This window comes from Fontimonas sp. SYSU GA230001 (assembly GCF_040066175.1).
Classification (GTDB): Bacteria; Pseudomonadota; Gammaproteobacteria; order Nevskiales; family Nevskiaceae; genus Solimonas.
This window is the reverse complement of sequence record NZ_JBEAAM010000017.1, coordinates 33,471-60,380: the sequence shown is the minus strand read 5'-3', so window position 1 is coordinate 60,380 and position 26,910 is coordinate 33,471. Positions and strand designations below refer to the sequence as shown.

Annotated in this window: 24 protein-coding genes; 16 read left to right on the top strand and 8 right to left on the bottom strand. The window is 69.3% G+C overall.

Annotated features, from left to right (window positions below; translation table 11 throughout):
• Nucleotides 1–50: 50 nt before the first annotated feature.
• From AAG565_RS10340 to AAG565_RS10330, 3 genes are all read left to right on the top strand, one after another.
• Complete coding sequence (locus tag AAG565_RS10340) at nt 51–1,430, top strand: alpha/beta hydrolase family protein (protein ID WP_348819511.1); 1,380 nt, start codon at nt 51–53, stop codon at nt 1,428–1,430.
• 28 nt (nt 1,431–1,458) lie between these two features.
• Entirely contained in the window at nt 1,459–3,114 is a 1,656-nt protein-coding gene (locus AAG565_RS10335; RefSeq protein ID WP_348819510.1) for a hypothetical protein, read from the top strand.
• A gap of 83 nt (nt 3,115–3,197) precedes the next feature.
• Nucleotides 3,198–3,647, top strand: coding sequence for a DUF2834 domain-containing protein (locus AAG565_RS10330; RefSeq protein WP_348819509.1), 450 nt, complete (start codon nt 3,198–3,200; stop codon nt 3,645–3,647).
• 4 nt (nt 3,648–3,651) lie between these two features.
• Here AAG565_RS10330 and AAG565_RS10325 read toward each other — a convergent pair whose 3' ends face one another.
• Nucleotides 3,652–4,650 carry an oxidoreductase gene (locus AAG565_RS10325; protein WP_348819508.1) on the bottom strand — a complete coding sequence of 333 codons (999 nt, stop codon included), beginning with the start codon at nt 4,648–4,650 and terminating at the stop codon, nt 3,652–3,654.
• A 93-nt stretch (nt 4,651–4,743) separates the two neighbouring features.
• Here AAG565_RS10325 and pdxH point away from each other — a divergent pair, with 93 nt between their 5' ends.
• From pdxH to AAG565_RS10310, 3 genes are read left to right on the top strand one after another with little or no spacing between them, the layout of a single operon-like run.
• The gene (gene pdxH / locus AAG565_RS10320; RefSeq protein WP_348819507.1) at nt 4,744–5,364 is read left to right on the top strand and encodes a pyridoxamine 5'-phosphate oxidase; all 621 of its coding nucleotides are present in this window, start codon (nt 4,744–4,746) and stop codon (nt 5,362–5,364) included.
• Nucleotides 5,364–6,398, top strand: coding sequence for a hypothetical protein (locus tag AAG565_RS10315; protein WP_348819506.1), 1,035 nt, complete (start codon nt 5,364–5,366; stop codon nt 6,396–6,398). The genes pdxH and AAG565_RS10315 overlap by 1 nt, the downstream gene beginning before the upstream one ends.
• Complete coding sequence (locus AAG565_RS10310; RefSeq protein ID WP_348819505.1) at nt 6,386–8,281, top strand: M14 family metallopeptidase; 1,896 nt, start codon at nt 6,386–6,388, stop codon at nt 8,279–8,281. Before AAG565_RS10315 ends, AAG565_RS10310 begins: the two co-directional genes overlap by 13 nt.
• Here the strand turns inward: AAG565_RS10310 and AAG565_RS10305 are convergent.
• The gene (locus tag AAG565_RS10305) at nt 8,244–9,161 is read right to left on the bottom strand and encodes a LysR family transcriptional regulator (protein ID WP_348819532.1); all 918 of its coding nucleotides are present in this window, start codon (nt 9,159–9,161) and stop codon (nt 8,244–8,246) included. The two genes, AAG565_RS10310 and AAG565_RS10305, sit on opposite strands and share 38 nt — an antisense overlap.
• A 105-nt stretch (nt 9,162–9,266) precedes the next feature.
• Between AAG565_RS10305 and AAG565_RS10300 the strand changes: the two genes are divergently transcribed.
• From AAG565_RS10300 to AAG565_RS10270, 7 genes are all read left to right on the top strand, one after another.
• Nucleotides 9,267–10,058, top strand: a complete 792-nt coding sequence (locus AAG565_RS10300; RefSeq protein WP_348819504.1) for an SDR family oxidoreductase — start codon at nt 9,267–9,269, stop codon at nt 10,056–10,058.
• A gap of 18 nt (nt 10,059–10,076) precedes the next feature.
• Nucleotides 10,077–10,907 carry an SDR family NAD(P)-dependent oxidoreductase gene (locus AAG565_RS10295; protein WP_348819503.1) on the top strand — a complete coding sequence of 277 codons (831 nt, stop codon included), beginning with the start codon at nt 10,077–10,079 and terminating at the stop codon, nt 10,905–10,907.
• Nucleotides 10,908–11,008: 101 nt separating this feature from the next.
• The gene (locus tag AAG565_RS10290; protein ID WP_348819502.1) at nt 11,009–11,992 is read left to right on the top strand and encodes an NADPH:quinone oxidoreductase family protein; all 984 of its coding nucleotides are present in this window, start codon (nt 11,009–11,011) and stop codon (nt 11,990–11,992) included.
• Nucleotide 11,993: 1 nt separating this feature from the next.
• On the top strand, nt 11,994–13,049 hold the full coding sequence (locus AAG565_RS10285) for a phosphotransferase (protein ID WP_348819501.1): 1,056 nt from the start codon (nt 11,994–11,996) through the stop codon (nt 13,047–13,049).
• A gap of 16 nt (nt 13,050–13,065) precedes the next feature.
• Nucleotides 13,066–14,322, top strand: a complete 1,257-nt coding sequence (locus AAG565_RS10280; protein ID WP_348819500.1) for an acyl-CoA dehydrogenase — start codon at nt 13,066–13,068, stop codon at nt 14,320–14,322.
• Nucleotides 14,319–15,317 (top strand): NADP-dependent oxidoreductase, encoded by a 999-nt coding sequence (locus tag AAG565_RS10275; protein WP_348819499.1) that lies wholly within the window; start codon nt 14,319–14,321, stop codon nt 15,315–15,317. Before AAG565_RS10280 ends, AAG565_RS10275 begins: the two co-directional genes overlap by 4 nt.
• 48 nt (nt 15,318–15,365) lie before the next feature.
• Nucleotides 15,366–16,682, top strand: coding sequence for an MFS transporter (locus tag AAG565_RS10270; RefSeq protein WP_348819498.1), 1,317 nt, complete (start codon nt 15,366–15,368; stop codon nt 16,680–16,682).
• Nucleotides 16,683–16,686: 4 nt separating this feature from the next.
• Here AAG565_RS10270 and AAG565_RS10265 read toward each other — a convergent pair whose 3' ends face one another.
• Nucleotides 16,687–18,228, bottom strand: a complete 1,542-nt coding sequence (locus AAG565_RS10265; RefSeq protein ID WP_348819497.1) for an HD domain-containing phosphohydrolase — start codon at nt 18,226–18,228, stop codon at nt 16,687–16,689.
• A 158-nt stretch (nt 18,229–18,386) separates the two neighbouring features.
• Here AAG565_RS10265 and AAG565_RS10260 point away from each other — a divergent pair, with 158 nt between their 5' ends.
• Nucleotides 18,387–19,622, top strand: coding sequence for a saccharopine dehydrogenase NADP-binding domain-containing protein (locus AAG565_RS10260; RefSeq protein ID WP_348819496.1), 1,236 nt, complete (start codon nt 18,387–18,389; stop codon nt 19,620–19,622).
• A gap of 10 nt (nt 19,623–19,632) precedes the next feature.
• Here AAG565_RS10260 and AAG565_RS10255 read toward each other — a convergent pair whose 3' ends face one another.
• From AAG565_RS10255 to ppnN, 3 genes are all read right to left on the bottom strand, one after another.
• Complete coding sequence (locus AAG565_RS10255) at nt 19,633–21,039, bottom strand: hypothetical protein (protein ID WP_348819495.1); 1,407 nt, start codon at nt 21,037–21,039, stop codon at nt 19,633–19,635.
• A 97-nt stretch (nt 21,040–21,136) separates the two neighbouring features.
• Nucleotides 21,137–21,835, bottom strand: a complete 699-nt coding sequence (locus AAG565_RS10250) for a DUF305 domain-containing protein (protein WP_348819531.1) — start codon at nt 21,833–21,835, stop codon at nt 21,137–21,139.
• Nucleotides 21,836–21,837: 2 nt separating this feature from the next.
• On the bottom strand, nt 21,838–23,208 hold the full coding sequence (ppnN, locus tag AAG565_RS10245; RefSeq protein ID WP_348819494.1) for a nucleotide 5'-monophosphate nucleosidase PpnN: 1,371 nt from the start codon (nt 23,206–23,208) through the stop codon (nt 21,838–21,840).
• Nucleotides 23,209–23,369: 161 nt separating this feature from the next.
• Between ppnN and AAG565_RS10240 the strand changes: the two genes are divergently transcribed.
• Both AAG565_RS10240 and AAG565_RS10235 read left to right on the top strand, forming a co-directional pair.
• A complete protein-coding gene (locus tag AAG565_RS10240; protein WP_348819493.1) occupies nt 23,370–23,615 on the top strand; it encodes a hypothetical protein in 246 nt (81 codons plus the stop codon).
• Between the two features lie 7 nt (nt 23,616–23,622).
• Nucleotides 23,623–24,828: an alpha/beta fold hydrolase gene (locus AAG565_RS10235; protein ID WP_348819492.1), complete on the top strand. Its 1,206-nt coding sequence runs from the start codon at nt 23,623–23,625 to the stop codon at nt 24,826–24,828.
• An 8-nt stretch (nt 24,829–24,836) separates the two neighbouring features.
• Here the strand turns inward: AAG565_RS10235 and AAG565_RS10230 are convergent, their stop codons facing one another.
• Together AAG565_RS10230 and AAG565_RS10225 are read right to left on the bottom strand one after the other, a co-directional pair.
• Nucleotides 24,837–26,114, bottom strand: a complete 1,278-nt coding sequence (locus tag AAG565_RS10230) for a hypothetical protein (protein ID WP_348819491.1) — start codon at nt 26,112–26,114, stop codon at nt 24,837–24,839.
• Entirely contained in the window at nt 26,111–26,908 is a 798-nt protein-coding gene (locus AAG565_RS10225) for an MOSC domain-containing protein (RefSeq protein ID WP_348819490.1), read from the bottom strand. Before AAG565_RS10225 ends, AAG565_RS10230 begins: the two co-directional genes overlap by 4 nt.
• Nucleotides 26,909–26,910 lie beyond the last annotated feature (2 nt).

The window sequence follows — 26,910 nt, the reverse complement described above, 5'->3', positions numbered from 1 at the left end:
TCCGGGTCCGGATACCCAGACAGGTATGAGGTGTCCGATCTGGAGGAGCCATGATCAATCCCAAATCGATGCTGTTGCGGGCGCGTTACGCCGCGGCCTGGGCGCTGACCGCGCTGCTGGGCGGCACGGGCTGCAACGGCGCCAACACCGGGCCGCACACGCCCGACGTCATTCCGCCCGCGGACAACCCGCTCGAGCTGGTCGAAACCCTGCAGCTCGGTCCGCGCCTGCAGGAACTTGTGTTCAGCACGCCGGCGATGCCCGCCGACGGCGACCCGGACACCTCCATCTACGGCAGCCCGCGCGTTCGCGTGCTGCTGCCCTCCGGGTACGAGGGCTCAAGCCAACGCTATCCGGTGCTGTATCTGCTGCACGGCGCGGTCGGCAACTACAAGGTCTGGGTCGACCGGCTCGATGCGGAAGCGCTCACGGCCGACTTGCCCCTTATCGTCGTGATGCCGGACGGCGGCCCGGTCGGGCTCTACAGCGACTGGTACAACAACGGCCTCGGCGGTATCCCGATGTACGAGACCTATCACATCGCCCAGCTCGTGCCCTGGATCGACGCGCACTACCGGACCGTCGCAGCGCGTGAAGGTCGCGCTATCGCCGGCCTCTCGATGGGCGGCTTCGGCGCGATGAGCTACGCCGCGCGCCACCCTGACCTGTTCGCCGCTGCCGCGGCATTCTCCGGCGCGGTGGACAGCAACGTGGTAGGGCAGCAGGCGGTCACGCCAGAAACCGTCTGGGGACCTCGCGAATCCGAGGAAGTGCGCTGGCGCGGGTCCAATCCGGTGGACCTTGCGCCCAACCTCGCCGGATTGAATCTTCAGTTGCGAACCGGCAACGGCATGCCGGGTAACGGCAGCCAGTCCGTGGATCCGGTCGAGATGACCGTGCACGAGGAGAGCACGAACATGCACCTGGCGCTGAACGCCCTCGGCTATCCACACCTGTGGGACGACTACGGCCCCGGCGGTCACGCCCACACATACTGGCGCCGCGACCTGGAACTGAGCCTGCCGATCTTCATGGACGTCTTCACCCATCCCGCGCCGGCGCCGTCACAGGTCCGTTATCGAAGCATCAGCGCGGACTACCGCGTGTTCGGCTGGCGGGTCACGCTCGACCGCCCGGTATTGGAGTTCAGCGAATTGAGCGCTGCCAGCGCCGCCGGATTCACCCTGAGCGGTTCGGGCGGCGCTCTCGTGACGACGCCGGCGTTCTACAAACCGGGCATGGACTATTGCATCGACCGCAACTATGAAGCCGGCGCGGATTCACGACTGATCCGCGCCGACCCGCTGGGGCAGCTGCAGATCCCCGTACCGCTGGGCAGCGCAAACCTGTTTCAGCAGTACACGCCCGAAGCCGACGCCGCCGGCACGCAGGTGTATTCGACGACGGTAGCCATCGCACCGGCGCCGTAGCGCAATCCGCAATTCCGGACGGATTCTCATGACGAAGTACAGAACCCAGCCGCGACACTTCCTGCTTTCCGCATCGGCCGTGGCGATGACCGCGCTCGGCATCGCCGGCTGCGGCAGCGACCGCATTGATCCGCCCGCAGGTCCGGACGGTGCGCTGCCGCCAGCGCTGGTCGGCGTCGACACGCTGCGCCAGTGGCAAAGCGAGATCGATCAGTTCGGCGGCGGCCTGCGGCCCACCGGCAGCGACGCCGAACATGCCTATATCGGCCATCTTGCCGCGCAGATCCGGGCGATGGGCGTGGACGTGACCCTGGAGCCGTACAGCTTCAAGCGCTGGATTCCGGCTGGCGCCGAGTTGGCGACGCGCGACGGCGACGCCGTGTCGCCGGTCGCGATCGCCAACTACATCCCGCAGGCCGGCGTCACCGGCGCGACGCCGGTCGAGGCGCAGGTGGTGTACGTCGCCGGCCTGAGCAACGTCGCGGCCAGCGCCATTCTCGTCAGCAGCCTGAACAACCAGGACCCGGCCGGCGGCCTCGATCAATTCATGCAGCAGCTCGCGCTGCTCACCGGCGAACTGGGCACCACGGGCGGCACGCTGCAGGCCGCGCTGGGTAGCCAGGACGTCGCCGGAAAGATCGTGCTCTTCGACGTTCCCCGCCCGACGCTGCCGATCGGCGCGCTGACCAGCCTGGCCGTGCACGTCAACGATCGCGATGGCACGATGGGCCCGACCACGCCGTACGCACGGCCGTTCCTCGACATGCTGTTCGTCCCGGAAATCCTGTCGGCGCTGCAGGCTGCCGGTGCCGTTGGCGCGATCGGCGTCCTCGACTATCCGCAAGAGGCGGCGCGCGGCACCTACCACCCGTTCTTCATGCCGTCCGAATCCTGGTCGACCGTCCCCGGTGTCTATGTCGACCGCGCCACCGGCGCCGCGCTGAAGGAACGCCTGTCCACAGCGGCGCCCCTGTATGCGCAGCTGCGCGTCGAAGCCGTGCAGGACGACGGCAGCTCCAACAACCTGGTTGCGGTTCTGCCCGGCAAAAGCGCGCTGGAGCTGATCGTCAGTTCGCACACCGACGGCACCAATTCCATCGAGGACAACGGCCCAGTGGCGATGCTGGCGATGATCGACTATTTCGCGCGGATTCCCGCCGAACAGCGGCCGCGCGGCCTGCGCTTCGTCTTCACCGGCGGCCACTTTGCCGGCAGCGCCGGTATCAAGGCCTACTGCGAAGCGCATCTCGCCGAACTGCTGCCGACCGTGCTCGGCGTGATCGAGATCGAACACATCGGCGCTCGCGAATGGCTGGAGCATTCGCCCGGCGCGATGGGCCTAACCGGCTTGAACGAACCGCAGGTGCTGATCGCCCCCGTCACCGACGCCTATCTCGCCGAAGCGACGCGATTCGCCGACCAGTTCGATCGCAGCATGGTGCTGCCGCAGGACTTTCCGTTCGGCGAGGGCCAGTACTACCGCAACATCGCGCAGCTGCCGTATATCCAGTACATCACCGGGCCGGTGTATCTGCTCAACCACGGCATCCCCGAAGTCACCAGCCAGTTCACCGACTACGAGCTTGCGCACCGGCAGGTACAGGCATTCGTGCAAATGGTGATCAATCTGTCGCTCGAACCAGCCGGCAATCTGCGTCCTGAACTGGCGGCAATCGATGATTGACACAGGCCGGCTTGCACCGGCAGGCGGCGCGCCTCCTGATGTGGCATAAGCAATGCCACGCGTTGAATTCGGGGGAAAGAAAAGTGACTGTTTCGCGCAAAGCGCTGTGCGTGGCCTACGGTCTGATCGCGCTGCTGGCGCTGGTCGGCACCTGGGGCAACAACCTCGCCTATCTCGGCGGCAGTTTCGTCGAGGCCAACCGCGCGTTCTGGTCGGATACGCTGGCGAATCCGGCGAGCCGCTCGATCACCGCGGACCTGTTCTTCCTGGTGCTGGCGGTGTTCGTGTGGATGGTGCTGGAGGCGCGCCGGCTGCGCATGCGCGGCGTCTGGCTGTACCTGCTGTTCGGCAGCCTCGTCGCGATCAGCGTCACCGTGCCGGTGTTCCTGATCCTGCGTGAGCGGGCGCTGGCCACGGCACAGCCCGGCGACCGCGCCGGAACGCTGCATCCGGCCGATGTCGCGGGACTGGTCGTCGTCGCCGCCCTGACGCTCGCCTACACCGCCGTGACGCTGCTGCGCAGCGCCGCCTGACGGCTCAGCCGCCGGCGACGCGCACCAGCGTGCGGCCCTGCACCGTGCCGGCGATGAGGTCCTCGCAGGCGGCGGGCAGATCTTCGAGCGTGATCTCGCGCGTCACCAGCCGGTCGAGCATGCGCGGCTTCCACTCGCCGGACAGCCGGGCCCAGAGTTCCTCGCGCCACGGCCGCGGGCATTCGACCGAGTGGATGCCCAGCAGCGACACGCCGCGCAGGATGAAGGGCATCACCGTGGTCTGCAGCTCGTGCGACTGCGCCAGGCCGATGCTGGCGATGTTGCCCCACGGCCGCGTCGTGCGCGTCAGCCAGGCCAGCGTCTCGCCGCCGAGATTATCGACCGCGCCGCCCCACAGCGCCGATTCGAGCGGGCGCTTGCCCATCTCCAGCGACTGGCGCGCGACGATCTGGTCCGCGCCCAGCGCCTTGAGGTAGGCGTCGGCCGCGCCGGCCTTGCCGGTGATCGCGTGCACGGTGAAGCCGGCGCGCTTGAACAGGTCGATGGCGATCGAACCGACGCCGCCGGTCGGGCCGGTGATGGCGATCGGTCCCATGTCGGGGCTCTGGTGATTTTCGAGCATGCGGCGCAGCGCCAGCGCGGCGGTGAAGCCGGCGGTGCCGATCGCCATCGCCTCGCGCAGACTGAGGTTATGCGGCAGCGGCACGAGGATGCTCGCCGGCAGGCGCGCGACTTCGGCGTAGCCGCCGTCGAGCGCCTCGCCGATGTTGCAGCCGGTGACGAGCACCGGGTCGCCTGGCTTGTAGCGCGCATCGGCGCTGGACTCGACCGTGCCGGCGAGGTCGATGCCCGGCACCTTCGGATAGCCCTTGAGGATGCGGCCCTTGCCGGTGACGGCCAGCGCGTCCTTGTAGTTGATGCCGGTCCAGGCGACGCGCACGACGACGTCGCCGGGCGACAGGTCGTCGAGGCCGAGCTGCTCGAAGCGGGCGACGGTGGACTTGTCCTGGGCGTGGACGCGGAGCGCTTTGAAGCGGGTCATGGTCGTTGGCTCGATGAGGGTCGTTTCGACAAGGCGCAGCGGCGGCGCGAGAATGCAGGCCCGGAGTTTGGACCAAGTCGCCGCCGTCCTGCCATGCCCCAGTACATCAAGAACCCGCCCCTGCTCGAAGCCGATCTCGCCGCCGACCCGCTGACGCAGCTCGACCGCTGGCTCGGCGATGCCGAGAGCGCCGGCCTGCACGAGCCGACGGCGATGACGCTGGCGACCGTCGATGCGCACAACCGGCCGTCGGCGCGCATCGTCCTGTTCAAGGGCTTCCACGACGGCGGCCTGACGTTCTACACCAGCTACGTCGGCCGCAAGGGTCGCGAGCTGGCGCAGAACCCGCACGTGGCACTGGTGTTCTGGTGGGACAAGCTGGAGCGTCAGGTGCGCATCGAGGGCCGCATCGAACGGCTGCCGCGCGAGATCTCGCGCCAGTACTTCTACCTGCGGCCGCGCGAATCGCAGATCGGCGCGATCACCTCGCGCCAGAGCGAGGTCGTCGCCAGCCGCGAGGCGCTGGACCGACGCTACGACGACAACGTCGCGCGCTACGCCGGTGAGGAGATTCCGTTCCCGGAGACCTGGGGCGGCTACCGCGTCGAGCCGCGCGTCGTCGAGTTCTGGCAGGGTCGGCTCGGCCGCCTGCACGACCGCCTGCAGTACACGCGCGACGGCAGCGGCTGGCGCATCGAGCGGCTGGAGCCTTGATGTTCAAGCGCGCTGCGACCGCGCTGGCGCTCGCGCTGTGCGTCTGCGGCGCGCAGGCCGGCTACGTGCCGCGCGCGCAGGTCGAAGCGGCGGCCGCGACGGCCGCGATCGAGGCCAAGGCCTACGCCGACGAAGCGGCGCTGGTCGGCGCACTGCTGCACGCGCAGTCCCGGAGCGTCGTCGAGCCGCTGCCCAGCGAGGCGCGGCTGCTGCGCCTGCTCGAACGTCTGCGCGAAGTCACCGCGCCCGCCGACGCGACCCGCGCCGCCGTCGCCGGTCTGCTCGACCACGCGCCACAGACCTGGACCGATCCGGTCGATCCCGAGCAGCGCACGCGCCAGATGCCGGCCTTCGCCGTCGCCGGCGCGGCGCGGGCGACGCTGCAGCGCTGGAACCAGACGCGCGACGAGGCCCGGGTGCGCGCCGCGCTGGCGCGCGCCGATGTGGACGCACTGCGCGGCACGGCGCCCGCAGCGCTGGCCGCCGTCGCCGCGCGCGCCGATGCGCGCGAGCTGGCGCTGCTGCGTGCCGCGGACATCGCCGATCCGCGCCTGCAGCGCACACTGTTCGAGCGCAGCGCGGACCCGCAGCTGGCGCTGCACCTGCTGCGACAGCGCGCCGACCCGGAAGGGCTGCGCCTGGTCGCCGGCATCGACGCGGTGCTGGCGCCCGCAGCGGCCGTGGCCGTGCTGACCGACGCGCGGCTGGATGCCGGCTACCGCTCGGCGGCGCGGCTCGCACTGGGCCGGCTCGTTGTTCTGGAGCCGGCGGCGCGGACGCATCTGCTCGACACGCTCGGCGATGCCGATGGCGCATCGAGCGCGGCGGCGCTGGCGCGCGCGGAGGACGCGGTCGCGCTGAGCGCGCTGTCGCGCCTCGTGATGATCGAGGACGACGGTCCGCGCCTGCGTCACGCCGTGCTCGCGCTGCGCCTGAGCGACGATCCGGCCGCCCGCGCCGCGCTGCGCGCATTCGTCGCCGACGACGCGCGGCCCGCAGCGCTGCGCGCAGAGGTGCGCACATGGCTGCGCTGAGCCGCCTGCTGGCCATGCTGGTCGCGCCCGCCGCGCTTGCCGCCCAGGCGCAACTGCTGACCTTCACCGAAACCAGCCGCGAGACCAACGAGATTCCGCTCGGCTACCCGGTGCCGATGCCGGTGGACTCGCTGACGCCGGTCGATGGTTTTCGCAGCTACGCCGCGTTGCGCGCGCGCCTGGCCGCACTCGATACCGACAGCACGGACATCACCGAGGTCGAGATCGGCAGGACGGTCGGCGACCGTCCGATCCACGCCTACCGCATCGGCGACGCGGACACGACCACGACCGAAGGTTTCGCCGAGCCCGCGGCACTGATCAACGGCGGCATCCATGCGCGTGAGTGGGCCAGCCCGGAAGTCGTCGCCGGTCTGGTCGAGCGCTTCGCCCAGCGCCGTGGCGACGGCGGTTTCTACCGCTACCTGCTCGACAACCTCAGCCTGGTGGTGATTCCGGTGCTCAACGTCGATGGCTTCCTGCACACGCAGCGCCATCCGACGCAGACCCTGCAGACCGAGTATGCCGGGGATGCCATTCCGGCCGGCGTGCCGGCCGAATACCGCAACTACCCGCGCGACGGCCGCATGCGCCGCAAGAACCTGCGCGACGTGGACGAGAACCTCTGCCCCGCCGTGCACTCCGGCTGCATGAACGGCGTGGACCTCAACCGCAACAGCGATTCGCGCTTCTTCGATTCCGGCAACCAGAACAGCGACGACGTCGGATCACTGCTGTATCACGGCGCCTTCGGCGGCTCCGAACCGGAGACGCAGGCGCTGTACGCCGCGGCGGATCTCGCGCCGCGCGCCCGTCTGCGCTTCTATGCGGACACGCACTCGTTCTCGCGCGTGTTCTTCGGCGTCGATACCGGCGTGCGCCGCCGCGACACGCTCGCGCGCCGGCTCGCCGAACGCATGAGTGCGGCGACCACCGGCGACGCCGGCCGCTATCCCTACGATCCGTCGCCGCCGGACTACGGCATCGGCAGCACCGACGAGTATTTCGGCTTCGGCCTGCAGATTCCGTCCTACACGCTGGAAATCGAGCCGCAGAGCGACAGCGCGCGCGAGGGCTACGGCGGCTACGGCTATCACCACGACGGCTTCATCCTGCCGGATGCGCAGATCGCGCGCGTGCGTGCCGAACTGGCCGACGCCTACGGCCTGGGCCTGTACCGCATCGCCGGGCCGCCGGTGCTGCTGTCCGCGCAGATCCGCCGCGCGGACGACGGCCGCATCGTCTATGCGGCGCGCTGGCAGCGCAGCGGCGCCGCCCGGCGCCTGCAGGTGGATACACGCGAGGCCCTGCAGGCCGAAGTCGATTACCGGCTGTGGCTGGGCTTCGACAAGCCGATGCGCGTCCGCGACGCCGCCGGCGCGGTCACGCAGTACCGTGGCCAGAACGCGCCGCTGGCGCCGGCCATCGCCGTCGAGGGTCTCGATCGCACGGGCGCCGCGTTCCGGTTCGATCTGCAGACGACCGCCGACGGCTGGCTCGAAGGCGGCGACGGCGCGCCGGATGGCCGTCTGCGCTATGCCGACGACGCGTATGCGCTCGACTTCCGCCTCCCGGCCAGCCTGCCGCTGGCCGACGCACGCCGCGCGAACCTGCGCGTGGACGTGCAGGACCTGTCCGGCCAGGCACTCGATGCCGATCCGGCCACCGTGCTCGACTGGGCCGCCGGCTGGAGCGGCTACGAGGACGAGCAGGGCCGCGACGACACCGATTCCGGCGGCGCCGACCGCACGCAGGTGCTCGTCGGCGATGGCGACTCCGGCAGCGGCGGCGGTGGCGGCGGCGCGCTGGGCCATGCCGCGCTGCTGGCGCTGAGCCTGCTCGGCCTCAGCCGCGTCCGGCAGCGGATTCCGTCGTCGCGATGAGCCGTTCGCGCAGCCAGCGGTTGGCCGGGTCGTTGTCCACGCTGGCGTGCCAGTACAGATAGGCATCCATCGACGGCATCTGCATCGGGAATGACAGGATGCGGTTGCCGAACTGCTTGTTGGCAATGCGCGCATAGCGCTCCGGCATGGTCAGCAGCAGGTCGGTCTCGCTGACCACGCGGCACGCCGCGAAGTAGTGCTGGCAGCGCAGGCGGATGCGCCGCCGCAGTCCCTGGCGGTTGAGTTCGACGTCCTCCAGCCCCGGCCCGCTGCGCCGGGAACTGACCAGCACGTGGTGTGCGCGCAGGTAGGCGGCGAGATCGAACGCCTTCCTCGTCGCCGGATGGTTGCGGCGCGCGACGACGACGAGCCGGTCCATCGAGATGCGCTGGTGGCGCACGTCCTCCGATACCGGCAGCAGCACGTCGAGCGCGGCATCGAGGCCGCCGGACGCCAGCTCCGACTCCAGCGTGCGGCGGTCGGCGCGGATCGCGCTGATGTCCACCGACGGCGCGTCGCGCGCGACCTCGACCATCAGCGGCGGCAGCACCATCGCTTCGAGCACGTCGCGCACGGCGATGTTGAAATGCCGCTGGGTCGTCGCCGCATCGAACTGCTGCACCTCGTTGAGCGCGACTTCGAGGCTGTGCAGCGCGCGCCGCACCGGCTGCGTCAGGCTGCGCGCCAGCGGCGTCGGCACCATGCGCCGGCCCTCGCGCACGAACAGCGGATCGCCGAACAGCTCGCGCAAACGGCCGAGCGCGTGGCTGATCGCCGGCTGCGTCAGGTGCAGCTTCTCGCCGGCCCGGGTGATGCCGCCCTCGCTGAAGATCGCGTCGAGCACGACCAGCAGGTTCAGGTCGATGCGGTTCAGCTGCATGGCCATGAATGCATGAATATTATTTTTTGTGATTCACATTATTCATTGGACCGATCCTAGGCTGGCGCCTAGGCTGGCGCAACTTCCAGGAGCCCGGAGCGCCCGATGACGACCGCCAACCCCACCCCGCCGCCCAAGGCGATGTTCGACCTCAGCGGCAAGCTGGCGCTCGTCACCGGCGCCAGCCGCGGCATCGGCGAATCGATTGCCAGGACGCTGGCCGCCTACGGTGCGCAGGTCATCGTCTCCAGCCGCAGGATCGACGGCTGCGAGCGCGTCGCGTCCGAGATCCGCGCCGCCGGCGGCAAGGCCGAGGCGTTTGCCTGCCACATCGGCGAGATGGCGCAGATCGACGCGGTGTACGCACACGTCGAGAAGACGCACGGGCGTCTCGACATCCTGGTCAACAACGCCGCGGCCAATCCCTACTTCGGCCCGATCGCCGACACCGATCTCGGCGCGTTCCAGAAGACCGTGGACGTCAACATCCGCGGCTATTTCTTCATGTCCACGCAGGGCTACAAGCTGATGAAGCGCGGCGGTGGCGGCAGCATCGTCAACACCGCCTCGGTCAACGGCGTGATTCCGGGTCCCTTCCAGGGCATCTACTCGATCACCAAGGCGGCGGTGATCTCGCTGACGCAGGCCTGCGCCAAGGAATGGGCACCGGACGGCGTGCGCGTCAACGCGCTGCTGCCCGGCATCACCGACACCAAGTTTGCGTCCGCGCTGGTCAACAACCCGCAGATGATGAAGCTCATGGGTGGCAAGGTGCCGATGGCGCGCGTCGCGCATCCCGACGAAATGGCCGGCGCGGTGCTGTACCTCGTCTCGCCGGCGGCGAGCTACACCACCGGCGTCTGTCTGAACGTCGATGGCGGTTACCTGACGGCGTAAGTGCGGGAGCGCAGGAGGATGAAGGATCTCAAGGACAAAGTCGCCGTCATCACCGGCGCCGGCAGCGGCTTCGGCCGCGAGCTGGCGCTGCTGTGCGCCGCCGAGAACATGCGCCTGGTGCTGGCGGACATCGACGCGGCCGGCCTCGAAGGCACGCAGGCGCTGCTGCCCGCCGGCACCGCAGCGCTGCTGCAGCGCTGCGACGTGTCCCAGGCCGACTCGGTGCAGGCGCTGGCCGAGCGGACCTACGCGCAGTACGGCGCCGCGCACCTGCTGTTCAACAACGCCGGCGTCGCCGTCGCCGGTCCGACGTGGACGACCACCACCGACGAGTGGCGCTGGGTGCTGGGCGTGAACCTGATGGGCGTCGTGCACGGCGTGCAGGCGTTCGTGCCGCGCATGCTCGCGCAGCAGGACGAATGCCACGTCGTCAACACCGCCTCGGTCGCCGGCCTGCTGTCGGTGCCGGCGTCCAGCGTGTACTGCGTCAGCAAGCACGGCGTCGTCACGCTGTCCGAGTGCCTGCACCACGAGCTGCGCGCTGCCGGCGCCAGAATCCACGTCTCGGTGCTGTGCCCGGCCTTCGTCAACACCGGCATCGCCGACTCCGGCCGCCACCGTCCACCGGAACTGTCGGCCGCGAATCCGCTCGCCGAGGCCTACGAGGCGCGCGTGCGCAAGGCGGTGCGCTCGGGGAAGATCAGCGCCGCCGAGGTCGCGCGGATCACGATGGACGCGGTCAAGGCCGACCGCTTCTACATCCTGACCCACCCCAACATCAAACCCGCGATCGAGGCGCGCATGCGCGACATCCTCGACGAGCGCGCACCGACCAACCCGATGCCATGACCATAGTTCGTCATTCCCGCGAAGGCGGGAATCCACGGGACAACCCGAACACTGGATGCCCGCCTGCGCGGGCATGACGAAAGCCGCCAAGGACCGCTCAAATGAAAGCCCTGCTCTGCAAGACCTTCGGCCCGCCCGAGACGCTCGTCGTCGAGAACGTGCCCGACCTCGTGCCCAACGAGAACCAGGCGCTGGTGCGCGTGCACGCCGCCGGCGTGAACTTCCCGGACACGCTGATCATCCAGAACAAGTACCAGTTCAAGCCGGAACTGCCGTTCTCGCCCGGCGGCGAATGTTCGGGCGTCGTCGCCGCGGTCGGCGCCAAGGTGAAGAACGTCAAGCCCGGCGACAAAGTGATCTGCTTCACCGGCTGGGGCGCGTTCGCGGAAGCAGTGCTCGCCGACGCGCGTGCGCTGATCCCGATGCCGGCGGAACTGGACTTCGTCACCGCGGCGTCGTTCGTGATGACCTACGCGACCTCGTACCACGCGCTCAAGGACCGCGCCGCGCTCAAGGCCGGCGAGACGCTGCTGGTGCTCGGCGCCTCCGGCGGCGTCGGGCTGGCCGCGATCGAGATCGGCAAGGCGCTGGGCGCCAAGGTCATCGCCGCGGCGTCGAGCGCGGAGAAGCTCGCGGTGTGCAAGGACCACGGCGCCGACGAGACGCTCGATTACACGACCGAGGACCTGAAGGCGCGGCTCAAGGAGATCACCGGCGGCAAGGGCGTGGACGTGGTCTATGACCCGGTCGGCGGCGACTACAGCGAGGCCGCGTTCCGCTCGATCGCCTGGCGTGGGCGGCATCTCGTCATCGGGTTCGCCAACGGCGAGATCCCGAAGCTGCCGCTGAACCTGCCGCTGCTCAAGGGCGCCTCGCTCGTCGGCGTGTTCTGGGGCGACTACGCCCGGCGCGAGCCGATGAACAACCTGATGGACCTGCGTGCGCTGCTCGGCTGGCTCAAGGAAGGCAGGCTCAAACCGCACATCGCCGGCACCTTCCCGCTCGAGCGCGGCGGTGAGGCGATCCGCCAGCTGATGGACCGCAAGGTGTCGGGCAAGCTCGTCGTCACGCCGCAGGGGTCCTGAGATGAGTGCGACCATTCCAGTCCAGGAACGCCATCGCTTCGACGTCGCGGCGCTGCAACGCTACATGCAGCAGCACGTCGCCGGCTTCTCCGGCGAGCTGAGCGTCGAGCAGTTCAAGGGCGGCCAGTCGAACCCGACCTACAAGCTGACGGCCGGCGGCACGTCCTACGTGCTGCGGCGCAAGCCGCCCGGCAAGCTGCTGGCGTCGGCGCACGCGGTCGATCGCGAGTACGCGGTCATCACCGCACTGGCCGCAACCGACGTGCCGGTCGCCAAGACCTACTGCCTGTGCGAGGACGACGGTGTCATCGGCACCGCCTTCTACATCATGGAGCACGTCGAGGGCCGCATCCTCTGGGATCCGGCGCTGCCGGGCTACACGCCCGACGTGCGGCGCGCGATGTTCGACGAGATGAACCGCGTGATCGCCGCGCTGCACCGGGTCGATTACGCGAAGATCGGACTCGCCGACTACGGCAAGCCGGGCAACTACTTCGCGCGCCAGATCGGCCGCTGGACCAAGCAGTACCGCGCCTCCGAGACCGAGCGCATCGACGCGATGGATCGCCTGATCGCCTGGCTGCCCGAGCACATCCCGCCGGGCGAGGACACCAGCATCGTCCATGGCGACTATCGCCTCGACAACATGATCTTCCACCCGACCGAGCCGCGCGTGCTCGCGGTGCTGGACTGGGAGCTGTCCACGCTGGGCCACCCGCTCGCCGACTTCGCCTACCACTGCATGACCTGGCACATCCCTGCCGGCGTGTTCCGCGGCCTGGGCGGCGTCAGGCTCGCCGAGCTCGGCATCCCCACGGAAGCGGAGTACGTGCGCATGTACTGCGCGCGCACCGGGCGCAGCGGCATCGATCCCGATCACTGGGATTTCTACATGGCCTACAACCTGTTCCGGCTCGCGGCGATCCTGCAGGGCATCGCCGGGCGCGTGAAGGACGGCACCGCGGCCAGTGCCCAGGCCGCGCAGATGGGCGCGGCGGCGCGGCCGCTGGCCGATCTCGCATGGGCCCAGGTCGAGAAGATCCTGGGCCGCCGCTGAACACACGGAGTTACCGATGAGCTTCGAATACTCGCCGAAGACCCTCGACCTGATGAAGCGTCTCAACGCCTTCATGGACGAGCACATCTATCCCAACGAACAGCGCTTCCTGCAGGAAGTCGCCGAAGGCGACCGCTGGCAGCCGACGCGGATCATCGAGGAGATGAAGGCGAAGGCGAAGGCCGCGGGACTGTGGAACCTGTTCCTGCCCGAATCGGAGTACGGCGCCGGCCTGACCAATCTGGAGTACGCGCCGCTGTGCGAGATCATGGGCCGCGTGCTGTGGGCGCCCGAGGTGTTCAACTGCTCCGCGCCCGACACCGGCAACATGGAGGTGCTGGTGCGCTATGGCACGCCGGAACAGAAGGAACGCTGGCTCAAGCCGCTGCTCGATGGCCAGATCCGCTCGGCGTTCGCGATGACCGAACCGGAGGTCGCATCGAGCGACGCGACCAACATCGCCTGCCGCATCGAGCGCGACGGCGACGAATACGTCATCAATGGCCGCAAGTGGTGGACCTCCGGCGCCAACGACCCGCGCTGCAAGATCTTCATCGTGATGGGCAAGTCCGACCCGGACAATCCCAGCCGGCACCAGCAGCAGTCGATGATCCTGGTGCCGCGCGACACGCCCGGCGTGAAGATCCTGCGCCATCTGCCGGTGTTCGGTTACGACGACGCGCCGCACGGTCACGCCGAGGTCGTTCTCGAAAACGTGCGCGTCCCCGCTTCGAACATGCTGCTCGGCGAAGGCCGCGGCTTCGAGATCGCGCAGGGGCGCCTGGGCCCCGGTCGCATCCATCACTGCATGCGCCTGATCGGTCTGGCCGAGCGCGCACTGGAGAAGATGTGCAAGCGCACGCTCACGCGCGTGGCCTTCGGCAAGCCGGTCGCGGCGCAGACGGTGACGCTGGAGCGCATCGCCGAGTCGCGCATCCTCATCGACTCGGCGCGCCTGCTCACCCTCAAGGCCGCGTACATGATGGACACCGTCGGCAACAAGGTCGCGGCCAAGGAGATCGCGATGATCAAGGTCGCGGCGCCGAACATGGCCTGCCAGGTCATCGACTGGGCGATCCAGGCGCATGGCGGCGGCGGCGTCACCGACGACTTCGGCCTGTCCTATGCCTACGCACAGGCACGCACGCTGCGGCTGGCCGACGGCCCCGACGAAGTGCATCGCAATGCCATCGGCAAGATGGAACTGGGCAAGTACGTGTCCAAGGAAGCGGTGCAGGCCTACGTCAGCAGCAGCCGCGTGTCGCGCTCATGAATAAAAACCGCCAATTCAAGCTCGCCCGCCGTCCGCAGGGCATGGTGCAGCGCGCCGACTTCGAGTTCGTCGAAACGCCGGTGCCGGAGCCGGGCGAGGGCCAGTTCCTGGTGAAGAACGAATACCTCTCGCTCGATCCGGCGATGCGCGGCTGGATGAACGAGGGCAAGTCCTACGTGCCGCCGGTGGGTCTGGGCGAGGTGATGCGCGCCGGCGCGGTCGGCAGGATCGTCGCATCGAAGCATCCACAGTTCGCCGTCGGTCAACACGTCGTCGGCCTGTTCGGCGTGCAGGACTACGCGATCTCCAACGGCAAGGGCGTGACCCCGGTCGATCCCGAGCTCGCGCCGCTGCCGGTGTACCTGGGCACGCTGGGCATGCCCGGCATGACCGCGTACTTCGGCCTGCTCGAAGTCGGCCAGCCCAAACCCGGCGAGACCGTCGTCGTCTCCGGCGCGGCCGGTGCAGTCGGCCAGGTGGTCGGCCAGATCGCGAAGATCAAGGGCTGCCGCGCCGTCGGCATCGCCGGCGGTGCCGACAAGTGCCGCTACGTCGTCGATGCGCTCGGCTTCGATGCCTGCATCGACTACAAGGCCGAAGACGTGAAGAAGGCGCTGAAGACTCATTGTCCGCAGGGCGTCGATGTGTATTTCGACAACGTCGGCGGCGACATCCTCGACGCCGTGCTGACGCAGCTGGCGATGCACGCGCGCATCGTCATCTGCGGGGCGATCTCGCAGTACAACAACACCGCGCCGGTGAAGGGCCCGAGCAACTACCTGTCGCTGCTGGTCCACCGCGCCAGCATGAAGGGCATGGTCGTGTTCGACTGGGCCGACCGCTACGGCGAGGCCGCGCGCGAGATGGCCGGCTGGCTCGCGTCCGGCAGGCTGAAGACGCGCGAGGACATCGCCGAGGGTCTGGAGACGTTCCCGGAAACGCTGCTGAAGTTGTTCAAGGGCGAGAACATCGGCAAGCTGGTGCTGAAGCTGTAGCAGGCGGTGAAGATCGCGGCCACGGCCGCGACATTCGGGGGAGAGTCAATGAACAAGCCGCAGACGCCGGCCGCGCCCGGCGGCGAGGCCTACGCGTGGTTCGTCGTCGCGATCCTGATGATCGCCTACGTGTTCTCGTTCGTGGACCGGCAGATCCTCAATCTGCTGGTGGGACCGATCCGCCGCGACCTGGGCATCAGCGACACGCAGATGAGCCTACTGATGGGCTTTTCGTTCGCGATCTTCTACACGATCCTCGGCATCCCGCTCGGCCGGCTCGCCGACAGCAAGAGCCGGCGCGGGCTGATCGCCGCCGGCGTCGTCGTCTGGAGCGTGATGACCGCGCTGTGCGGCACCGCCAAGCACTACGGCCAGCTGTTCCTGTATCGCGTCGGCGTCGGCGTCGGCGAGGCGGCGCTGTCGCCCGCCGCGTTCTCGATGATCGCCGACTACTTTCCGCCGCAGCGGCGCGCCACCGCGATCAGCGTCTATTCGATGGGCATCTTCCTCGGCGCGGGCCTGGCCTTTCTGGTCGGCGGCCTGGTGATCCGCTTCGCCGCCGCGCAGGGCGCGGTCGTGCTGCCGGTCGTCGGCGAGATCCGGCCGTGGCAGCTGGTGTTCCTGATCCTCGGCGGCGCCGGCGTGCTGTTCAGTTTCGCCTTCCTGCTCGTGCGTGAACCGCCGCGGCACGGCGCCGCCGCCACGGTCGCACCGTTCGGCGAAGTCTTCGCCTATCTGTGGCGCAACCGGCGCACGGTGCTGTGCCACAACCTCGGCTTCGCGATGCTGGCGTTCTGCTCGTACGGCACCGGCGCCTGGATCCCCAGCTTCTTCGTGCGCACGCACGGCTGGGACGCCGGCCAGGTCGGCATCGTCTATGGCCTGATCGTGATGGTCTTCGGCTCGGCCGGCATCGTCTTCGGCGGCCGCCTCACCGATCGCTGGCTGCTGCGCGGACGGGACGACGCCGCGCTGCGCGTCGGCATCTGCGCGTCGGTCATCTGCATGCTCAGCGGCGCGGCCTACCTGCTCGCGCCGAGCGGCACGCTGGCGGCGATCGCGATGTCGCCGGCGGCCTTCGCGCTGGGCATGCCGTTCGGCGCCGCGCCGGCCGCGATCCAGGAGATCGTGCCCAACCGCATGCGCGGCCAGACCTCGGCGGTCTATCTGTTCATCGTCAATCTGATCGGCCTGGGCCTGGGGCCGACCGCGGTCGCCCTGTTCACCGACTACGTGTTCCGTGACGACCATGCGCTGCGCTGGTCGCTGCTGATCGTCGGCACGGTCTCGAACGTCGCCGCCGTCGTCCTGCTCGCGGCCGGCCTGCGGCCCTACCGCGAGACGCTGGCACGCCTGCGTGGCTGATCCTTCAGGGATCGGCCAGGCGCGTGCGGATCTCCAGGAACGCCGGCAGGTTGTCGAAGAAGGCATCCACCAGGCCCGGATCGAAGTGCCGGCCGCGCTCGGCGCGCAGCAGGTCGAGCACCTGCTCCAAGGGCCAGGCGCTCTTGTAGCAGCGGTCGCTGCCCAGTGCGTCGAAGACGTCGGCCAACGCGGTGATGCGCCCGTAGATGTGGATGTCCTCGCCGCGCAGGCGGTTCGGGTAACCGAGACCGTCCCAGCGCTCGTGATGCTGCGCGGCGACGATCGCCGCGGCCTTGAGCACCGGCAGCGTCTGCTTGCCGAACATGTCGGCGCCGATCTGCGCATGCCCCTTCATGATCTGGCTTTCCTCGGGCGTGTGCCGGCCGGGCTTGTTGAGGATCGCATCCGGAATGGCGATCTTGCCGGCATCGTGCAGCGGAGACGCCAGGCGCAGGATTTCGGTTTCCTCTTCCGGCAGCCCCGCCAGACGGGCGAGCAGCTGCGCATAGGCCGCGACGCGGCGCACGTGGTTGCCGGACTCCAGCGAGCGCTTCTCGATCGCCTCGCTGAGCATGAACACCAGCTCGCTCTGCGTGCGATCGACTTCCTGGTTGAGCCGCACGCTCTCCAGCGCGATGCGCACGTTGGCGCAGAACAGATCGAGCAGCTGGTGCGAGGGCGCGACCAGCCCCGCTCCGGCGAGCAGGAAGCGCCAGCGCACACCGCCGCGCGCGGGCAGCACGGCGCAGAACCAGTCGTGCTCCATGCGCCAGGCCGAGGGCGGCGCCCCGAGGTGCTGCAGCGCTGCGCGCAGGTGCGGCCCCAGGAACTGTTCGAGCCGGCCGCCGGCCGCGTTCTCGAAACGGCCGACACCGCAGAGAATCTCGTACTCGTCGTCCGGATCGCCGCCGAGCGCGATGCCGCCGCTGTCGGTCGTCTGCGGTCCGATGTCGAGAGACAGCAGGCTGGCGAACTCGCGCAGGACCGTCGCCGCCAGTGCCGCCGGCGTGCGCTGCTCGAACACGCTGGCCGAGCTGGCGATCACCGTCTGCAGCCCGGCGCGGCCCGACGCCAGCGCCATCAGGTCGCGGTACTGCGACAGGCCGGTATAGATCAGCGTGAACAGGCGCGTCGCCGTGAGCTCGCTCTTTTCCTTGTAGTCGTTGATGTCGTAGCGCGAAACGACGTCGCGCTCCGGCGCCTGTCCGGGCTGGCCGGTGCGCAGCACGATGCGCACATACCGGTTGCGCAACTGCGAGCGGATCGCCTCGATCGCATCCAGGCCATCGGACTCAGTGTCCATGACCACGTCCACCAGTGCGATCGCGGTGTCCGGATGCTGCGCCAGCAGCCGCACCGTCTCCGCGCCGGAGTAGGCGTCGAGGAACGCCAGGGGGCGATCGTCGAAGGCCAGGCCCTCCAGCGCCAGCCGCGTCACCTTGTGTACGTCCTCGTCGTCGTCGGCGATGAGGATCTTCCACGGCGGAAGCGTTGGCCGCGCTGCCGACGCATCTTCGATCAGGGCCAGTTCGTCGCGGAGGTTCACGGGCGTGCGCCGGGCGCATGGCGGAGAGCCGATACGCCATTGTGGACCCTTGCGCGCCAGATGCAATCCTCGGCGCCGGCAGCGCGTGCGCGCGGGACCGTCTCATCTCCGGCCGTGCGCAACGGTAAGATGCCGCGGTCCACACACCGGGTCTCCCCATGAACCGCAAGAACGAGCGTTCTCTCGATGTCGTCGTCTATGGCGCGGCGAGCTTCGTCGGCCAACTGCTGACGCGCTATCTCGCGCAGCGGCATGGCAACGACGGGACGCTGAAGTGGGCGCTGGCCGGCCGCAACCGCGACAAGCTCGAAGCAGTCGCGCGCGAATTCAATCTCGGCCAGCTGCCGCTGATCGTCGCCGATGCCGGCGACCAAGCAGCGCTGACCCAGATGGCCGCACGCACGCGTGTCGTCGCCAGCACCGTCGGACCGTATGCGCTGTACGGCTCGGATCTGGTCGCTGCCTGCGCCGAGCAGGGCACCGACTATTGCGATCTCACCGGCGAGCCGCAGTGGATGCAGCGCATGATCGACGCCCACGAGGCGCGGGCGCGGGCGAGCGGTGCGCGCATCGTCCACAACTGCGGTTTCGACTCGATTCCGTCCGACCTCGGCGTCTGGTTCACGCAGCAGCAGGCGCTCAAGGACTTCGGCGAGCCCTGCGTGCAGGTCAAGCTGCGCGTCAGGAAGATCCGCGGCGGCTTCAGCGGCGGCACGGTGGCCAGCCTGCTCAACGTCGTCAAGGAGATCGCCCACGACCCGGCGCTGCGCAAGCTGCTGCAGAACCCCTACGCGGTCTGCCCCGCCGATGCGCGCAGCGGCGTGCGCCAGCCCAACGTCACCCGCCCGGTCTATGACGAGGATGCGCAGTCGTGGCTCGCACCCTTCGTGATGGCCGGCATCAACACCAAGGTCGTGCATCGCAGCAACGCGCTGCAGAACCACGCCTGGGGCAAGGATTTCCTCTACGACGAGGCGACGATGGTCGGCGGCTCCGGCAAGGGCGCGCTGATCGCCGCCGGCATGGCGGCCGGCATGGGCGGATTCATGGCGCTCGCCGCGATCGGCCCGACGCGCACGCTGCTCGAACGCTACGTGCTGCCCAAGCCCGGCGAAGGCCCGAGTCCCGAAGCGCAGGAGAAGGGCTTCTTCGACATCCGCCTGTTCGGCCGCACCGCCAGCGGCAAGACGTTGCAGACCCAGGTCACCGGCGACCGCGATCCGGGTTACGGCTCGACGTCGAAGATGCTCGGCGAAGCCGCGCTGTGCCTGGCGCAGGACGGTGATCGCACGCGCGCCGAAGGCGGCTTCTGGACGCCGTCGGTGTGCATGGATGGCGCGCTGGTCGAGCGGCTGACCGCCCACGCCGGGCTGAGGTTCGAGCGGGTCGCGTGACGCGGCGGACTCACCACGCGCCGTTGGTCACACGGATGACATACAGGCCGCTGTAGCCGTCGGAGTACCAGATCTCCTTGCGTTCCGGCACGAAGGACGGGCTGGACATCGCCCAGTTGCTGGCCTCGAACACCGGCGTGACGCGCGGGCTGACCGGCGCGTTGAAGTAAGCGACTTCGCGCGGATTCCTCGGATCGCGGATGTCGAAGATGCGCAGGCCGGAGATGATCATGCTGCACGCGGCGATGTCGGGATCCACGCGCGTCGGGATGTTGCAGTAGTGGCCGGCATAGCCCTGCACCGGCAGCTGTGCGCCCGGATCGTCGGCGATCTCGGCGCGGTTCTCCGGTTCGTGCACTTCCAGGCGCAGGTTGGAGACGACCACCGGCCGCGTCTCGTCGCTGATGTCGATGATGCGGCCGGCGCCGACCACGGAGCCGTGCGCGGCGACACTGCCGTTGCCGTTGGACGAGTACTCGTCGATTTCGAGCAGATAGGGCTTGCCGTCGCGCGTGAACGGGATCGCGTTCTGCGGAATCGTCATGTTGTCCCACGAAATCCGCGACACTTCGCGCACCTGTGGATTGGACTTGCGTGCCTGGATCTCGGACACGTCGAGGATCAGCACGCCGGCGCCGTCGCCGGCGGCGAGGTAGGCGCGGGTGCCGTCGTTGCTGATCGACAGGCCGTGCGAGCGGTAGTCGTAGATGCCGACCGGCAGCGCCAGCAGTGGCGTCGAGATGTCCACCGCGGTCAGCGGGCCGCCGCCCGGCGACGAGGAGTAGAAGGTCCTGCCGTCCGGCGCCATGCCGCTCTCGTGGCCGACGACGCCCAGGCCGAGCGTCGAGCGCAGCTTCGGCTGGCGGCAGTCCGGCTCCAGGTCATAGACATCGACCAGGCCCGGGTAGAACGCCGGATTGCCGGTGACGGCGGCGAGCACGCCGGTCTCCCTCGACACGACCAGGGACTCGTGCGGCGACTGCATCGCCGGCGTCACCAGCCGCGTGGCCAGCACCGGCTGCGTCGGATCGCTCATGTCGAGCACGTTGACACCGGACTGCGCGTCGAGCGCGTTGGTCGGATACAGCAGCGTCGTGTCGTAGTAGGCGCAGTCGTGCCCGGCCTTGTCGGTGTAGCGCTCGACCTTGAAGCCGCCGACGGTGCCGACGGCGTTCGGCACCGTGTAGCGGCCGACCAGCTCGGTATTGCAGGTGTAGCCCTCGGCCGCCCGCCCGCTGTCGTGGTCGGCGCGACTCACGCGCCCCTGCAGTCCGGTTTCCGGCCGCGAGCCGGGGCCGCAGGCCGCCTTGGGCGTGGGGCCTTCGACGATCGGGGCCGAGCCGCCGCCCGAACCGCCGCAAGCCGACAACATCACCATGGCCGCAATGCACGCGACCGGCGCGACAGCGATTCTCACAGCGGGACTCCTCGGCACCTTGCTCGCAGATCAGTGTAGCGGCCGGCCGCAGTCGCCGGATTGGCTGCAGGGACCGCCGGTCGGGTCCCGGGGCCGGTCAGTCGGCAGACCGCACCCCCATGGCCTGCAGCGTCAGCAGCATGCGCCGCACCTCCTCGGACTGGTCGATCACCATCTGCGCGGCCAGCGTGCGCACGGCGGGCAGACGCGCGTTCGCCGCCGCGAACTGCGCCATCGGCAGGCCGCCGCGGTGATGCGCCAGCATCAACCGCAGAAACAGCTCGTCCCGCTCGCGTCCGTCGAGCGCCCGCAGCCGGGACAGTTCCTCCGCGCTGGCCATGCCGGTCATGCCGGCCGGCGCGTTGCGGCAGTCGAGCAGGTACTGCAGCAATGCGGCATCGGGCGGCGCGGCGCCCAGCAGCATCCAGTCCATTCCGCGCGCCGGCGGTGCGGCGGGCTGTCGCCACAGCCGCAGCCAGCCGCGCATCTCGCCGATCTCGGTCAGCTGCGCATGGGCGATCGTCCGCGCCAGTCCGGCCAGCGGTGTCGGCCGGCCGTCGAGCATCAGCTGCGCCATCGCGATCGCCTGCTGGTGATGCGCGCTCATCGACTGGGCGAATCCGACGTCGATCGGGCCGGGCTCGAGGACGGCAAGCGCGGCCCGGGCCTGCCGTGCGGCGTGGTACTGCCGATAGGCGATCGCGCTCGACGCTGCGATTCCCAGGATCAGCAGCGCCCACGGCAGCACGCGCACCGAGATGCGCCGGACACCGCCCGAACGCGGCTGCGCCGGCACGCTCAACGCACGATCCGGTAGCACGGCTCGTAAGTCTTGCCCGGCAGCTTCATGCGGTTCTGCGCGACGAAGGCGGCGAGCAGCCGGTCCATGGGTTCGAGGATGCCCGCATCCCCGTGCAGCTGGAACGGCCCACGCGCCTCGACCGCGCGGATGCCCTCGTCCTTGACGTTGCCGGCCACGACGCCGGAGAACGCGCGGCGCAGTTGCGCGGCGAGGCGGTGCGGCGGCTGGTCGCGGTGCAGGTCGAGCGCGGCCATGTTCTCGTGCGAGGGCACGAACGGCCGCTGGAATTCGCGATCGATGTGCAGCAGCCAGTTGAAGTAGTAGGCATCGTCGCGTTCGCGGCGGAACTGGCGCACGCGCTCGATGCCGGTCTGCATCTCGCGCGCGACTTGCGCCGGATCGTCGATGATCAGCCGGTACAGCCGCCGCGCCGGCGCGCCCAGCGTCACGCCGATGAAGTCGTCGATCTGCGCGAAGTAATCCTTTGCCGACGCCGGTCCAGTGAAGATCAGCGGGAACGGCATCCCGGCATTGTCCGGGTGCAACAGGATGCCGAGCAGGTAGAGGATCTCCTCGGCGGTGCCGACGCCGCCGGGCAACACGACGATACCGTGCGCGACGCGCACGAAGGCTTCGAGGCGCTTCTCGATGTCCGGCAGGATCACCAGCTGGTTGACGATCGGGTTCGGCGCTTCCGCGGCGATGATGCCGGGCTCGGTGATGCCCAGGTACTGGCCGCCGGTGATGCGCTGCTTGGCGTGGCCGATGGTCGCACCCTTCATCGGGCCCTTCATCGCCCCCGGCCCGCAGCCGGTGCCGATGTCCATGCCGCGCAGCCCGAGCTGGTAACCGACGACCTTGCTGTAGTCGTACTCCTCGCGCGAGATCGAGTGCCCGCCCCAGCACACCACCAGATGCGGGTGCATCGTCGTGCGCAGCACGCCGGCGTTGCGCAGGATGTGGAACACGGCATCGGTGACGCCCTCCGACGTGGACAGGTCGAAGGACGGATTGCCGACGATCTGCTCGGACACGTAGAGGATGTCGCGCAGCACCGCGAACAGGTGTTCGCGCATACCCTGGATCATGCGGCCATCGACGAACGCGTCGGCCGGCGCGCGTTTGAGTTCGAGCTTGATGCCGCGTTCCTCCTGCACGATGCGGATGTCGAAGTCCGGATAACGCTCCAACAGCTCGCGGCCGTCGTCCATCGCGGCTCCGCTGTTGAGCACGGCGAGCGCACAGCTGCGCAGCAGGCGGTGCAGGCCGCCCTGGCTGGCATCGAGCAGCTTGCCGACCTCGGCGCGCGACAGCACCGAGAGGCTGCCCTTGGGCGAGATGACGGCATCGACCAGATTGTCGTTCATGAGCCTCCGCAGTGACGGCGACGCGGGGCGGACCGGCGGGCGTCGCGCTTTCGAGTCTACATCGCGGGGCTGGCGGACCTTCGGCAGCGGCCGTCGCGCCGCTTGCCTCGTCGCGGCGCGTGCCGCTAGCCTCGGACACCCCACGCCAGCCGAGCCGCACCATGAACGACCTGCACGAAACCATCGCCGAACTGGTCGGCGAAGGCGCGGCGATCCGCGTCGCCGTCGCCGCGCTGATCCGGCTGTCGCCGGAACCGGCGCGCCTCGAAGAACTGTTCCGCCACTACGACGCCAAGACCGTCGAGGTGCTGAAGAACGTGGCCTCCAACAAGCCGGATTTCGCACGCACCGCGATCGAGGCCTATACGGAAGTGCTCAATGGCCTGGCGTCGCAGATCGGTACCTGAGTTCGCCATGCACTGGCGTGTCGCGCCGTCCGCATTGCTGATGCTGGCCTCACTGCTGACCGGCTGCGGGAGCGGCGATTCTCCCCCCACCTCCGGCACTGTCACCCTCGAGCAATGGCCGGCTTCGCAGCCGGGCGAGAACCCGCCGCCGGCGCCAGCCGAAGTCGAAGCGCTGATCGGCAATCTCGACGCGCTCGCCGCGCTGCTGCCGACCGCCGTGGTGGCCGCGCTGTTCGACCCGATCGCCTTCGGTGTAACCGTGCGCGACCTCGGCGACCCGCAACTGGCCGCGTTCCAGGTGCGCGCCACGCTGGCGCAGCAACAGGACGGCTCGCGCATCGAGCACGCCTATCATTGGTACGGCCATCCAGACTTCAACGACAAGGTCGCACTCGTGCCGGTGGCGTTCCACGACCGCTACGGCACGCGCCTGTACGGCGAGATCGTGCTGCCGAACAAGGGGACGGTGCCGCCGGGCGCCGGTCCGTTCCCGGTGATTCTCGCGCTCGAAGGTCTCAACACCAACGTGGCGATGTACCGCTGGTGGCACCAGGTCTTTGCGGACGCCGGCTATCTCGTGTTCGCCTTCGACTTCAGCGGACAGGGGCACTCCGACGACGAAGCCCAGGGTGATCCGGGCAACAACGTCGAGGAGGCGCAGGACGCGCTGACCTGGCTGTTCGCGCAGTCGCCGGTGCGCAGTGTGCTCGACGCGACACGCGTCGGCGTCATCGGTCACAGCATGGGTGCGATCACGACGATGGCGCTGCAGGCGGTCGAGCCGCGCCTGCGCGCCGCCGTCGCTGCGGCACCGATCAGCGAGGACTCCGCGCCCTTCGATGCCAATCCGATCCCGGTGATGATCCAGACCGGCGATCACGACGGCCCGATCGCTCCGATCCCGTTCGTCAACCCGGCCGTGGTCCGCGCGGTCTACGACAAGCTCACCGAAGATCGCGCCTTCATCGTCGCCGAGGCGTCGTCGCACGCGCAGCACGTGAACTACCCACTGCTGCCGACCGCGACCTGGGGCCACGACATCGCCGGCCGCTACTCGCTGGCATGGATGGACTATCACCTGCGCGGCGACGCGACGGCGCTCGACGTGCTGCGCAGTGCGCATCCGCACCTGTCGTATCTGTGGGACAGCGAGGTACGGATCGAAGGCGAGACGACCGTGATGCGCGGCACCGGACCGCTGCCGGCGCCCTGAGCATTGCTTCAGTCGCGCACCGCCAGCGCGCGTGCCAGCGCGACGATCTGGCGATGCTGCGGATGGCCGGTCTCGTTCAGCAGGGGCTTGAGCAGTTCACGCGCATGCGCGTCGTCGTGCTTGAGTTCGCAGCTGGCCCGCGCAGCGAGAAAGCGCAGGGTCACGGCCTGCGGTCCATCCGGCCACTGCGCGATCGCCGCGGCCAGCAGCCGGTCGAACAGCCCGTCCTGGCGCGTGCGCAGGGCTTCTTCGAGCAGCGCCATCGCGTGCTCGGGTCTCTCCGGCGCGAAATCGGCACGCGCATCCACGCACGAGCCGGCAACCTCCAGCGCCTGCGCGACACGGTGTTCGGCGAGCAGCAGTGCGATCAGGCGCGCACCCTGCACATGCAGCAGCGGCGGCTGGCGGCGGCGTTCCAGCTGCTCGAACAGCTCGACGTGGAAGGCGCGGCGCCGGCGCGCATCGCCCGGCTCCGCATACAGCGTGTCGGCCGCGGCCTGCAGGTCGCGGCGCGACAGCGCCGCATCGACGCGCGCCAGCACGCCGTCGAGCCGCGCCTGGAACTCCGCCTGCGCGCGCTTCTCGTCCGTGGTCGTGCGATCCGGCGCGCTCAGCCCCAGCTGCTCGGCACGATGGAAGACGACGAAGCCGAGCAGATGGCAGGTCATCAGCCAGGCGTAGATCAGCACGAACAGCGCGAGCGCGAGCCCGGCCTGGCTGGCCACCGACCACGCCGCCCAGGCCGCAGCGGCGAGCAGCAGGCACACGGCCGGATAACTCAGCCCGACGCCGGCGATGACGTGCAGCAGCGCCAGCGGATTGAACGCCGGAGACAGGCGCTCGTCGGTCGCCAGCAGCAGCAGGTGCGCCGGATACAGCAGCGCGCCGACGACCAGTACCGCAGCTTCGGCGCCCGGATGCGCGCTGCGCGTCCATTGCCAGGCACCCGCGAGCAGCCCCAGGCCGAGCAGCGGGCGCAGCGCCGACAGGCCGCCGAGATAGAGCATGTCGCCGCCGAAGACCGGCGGCGTCGCCTGACCGACGGCGGTGCGCTCGATCACCGCCTGCGCGTACTGGAACACCCAGGGCGAGGCGATCGCCAGCAACGCAATGCCGGCGACGCTCTGCAAGCCGATCCACAGCAGGGCGGTGAACAGAATCAAGGCAGCGAGTGCATGGCCAGTGATTGGATACGACAGGATCCACGGCAGATAGGCCAGCAGCGACGGCGTATCGACCATGCGCTGGTCGGCGACCGGATCGCGCAGGCGCAATCCGGCGCTCATCGGCGCGAACTCAGCACCGTCACGGTGTCGCCGACGCGCAGCATGCCGTCCCCGCGTGCGAGCAGGTTCTGCCCAAACATCACGCCCTTGGGCCCGCGCCGGTAGGTCGCCAGCGTGCGCAGCGGCTCGCCGCGCGGATCGAGCGTGCCGGTGTCCGGCATCACCGTCGTGAAGCCGCAGCGTGCGCAGGGCTTGGCGACGTCGAACTCGATCGCGCCGATGCGGATGCGCTGCCAGCCATCCTCCGCATGCGGCTCGGCGCCGGCGACGACCAGGTTGGGCCGGAAGCGCAGCATCGGCACCGGCGCGTCGAGGCGCGCGTTGAGCGCGGCCAGTGAGCCTTCGGAAATCAGCAGCAGCGGAAAGCCGTCAGCGAAGCTCACTTCATCACCTGCGGCCGCATACGCCGGATCGACCGGCCTTCGTGCCGCTTCGTCCATGAATACGAGCCGGCATTCGCGGTCGAGAAAACGGCTGAGCCATGCACTCGCCTCGCCGGAGGCCGTGCGTGCATCGACGCGATCCCGCCAGACCGTGACCTGCTCCCGGCTCGACACCGAGCGCGCGAGCAGGTCCGGCATGCCTGGCGCCGACAACAGCAGGCCGTCGGCCTGCGGCTGCGCGCGGATGAGCACCAGTCGCGGCTCCTGCCGTCCCGTGATGAACGCACCCTGCGCATCGACCACCATCCAGCGCCGGTCGTGTGCCAGCCCGCGCCGCTCCACCCGCGCCACGTCGAGTGCGAGCGCGGCACCCGACTTGAGCGGGAAGACATGGATCGCGCCGAGCTGCATCG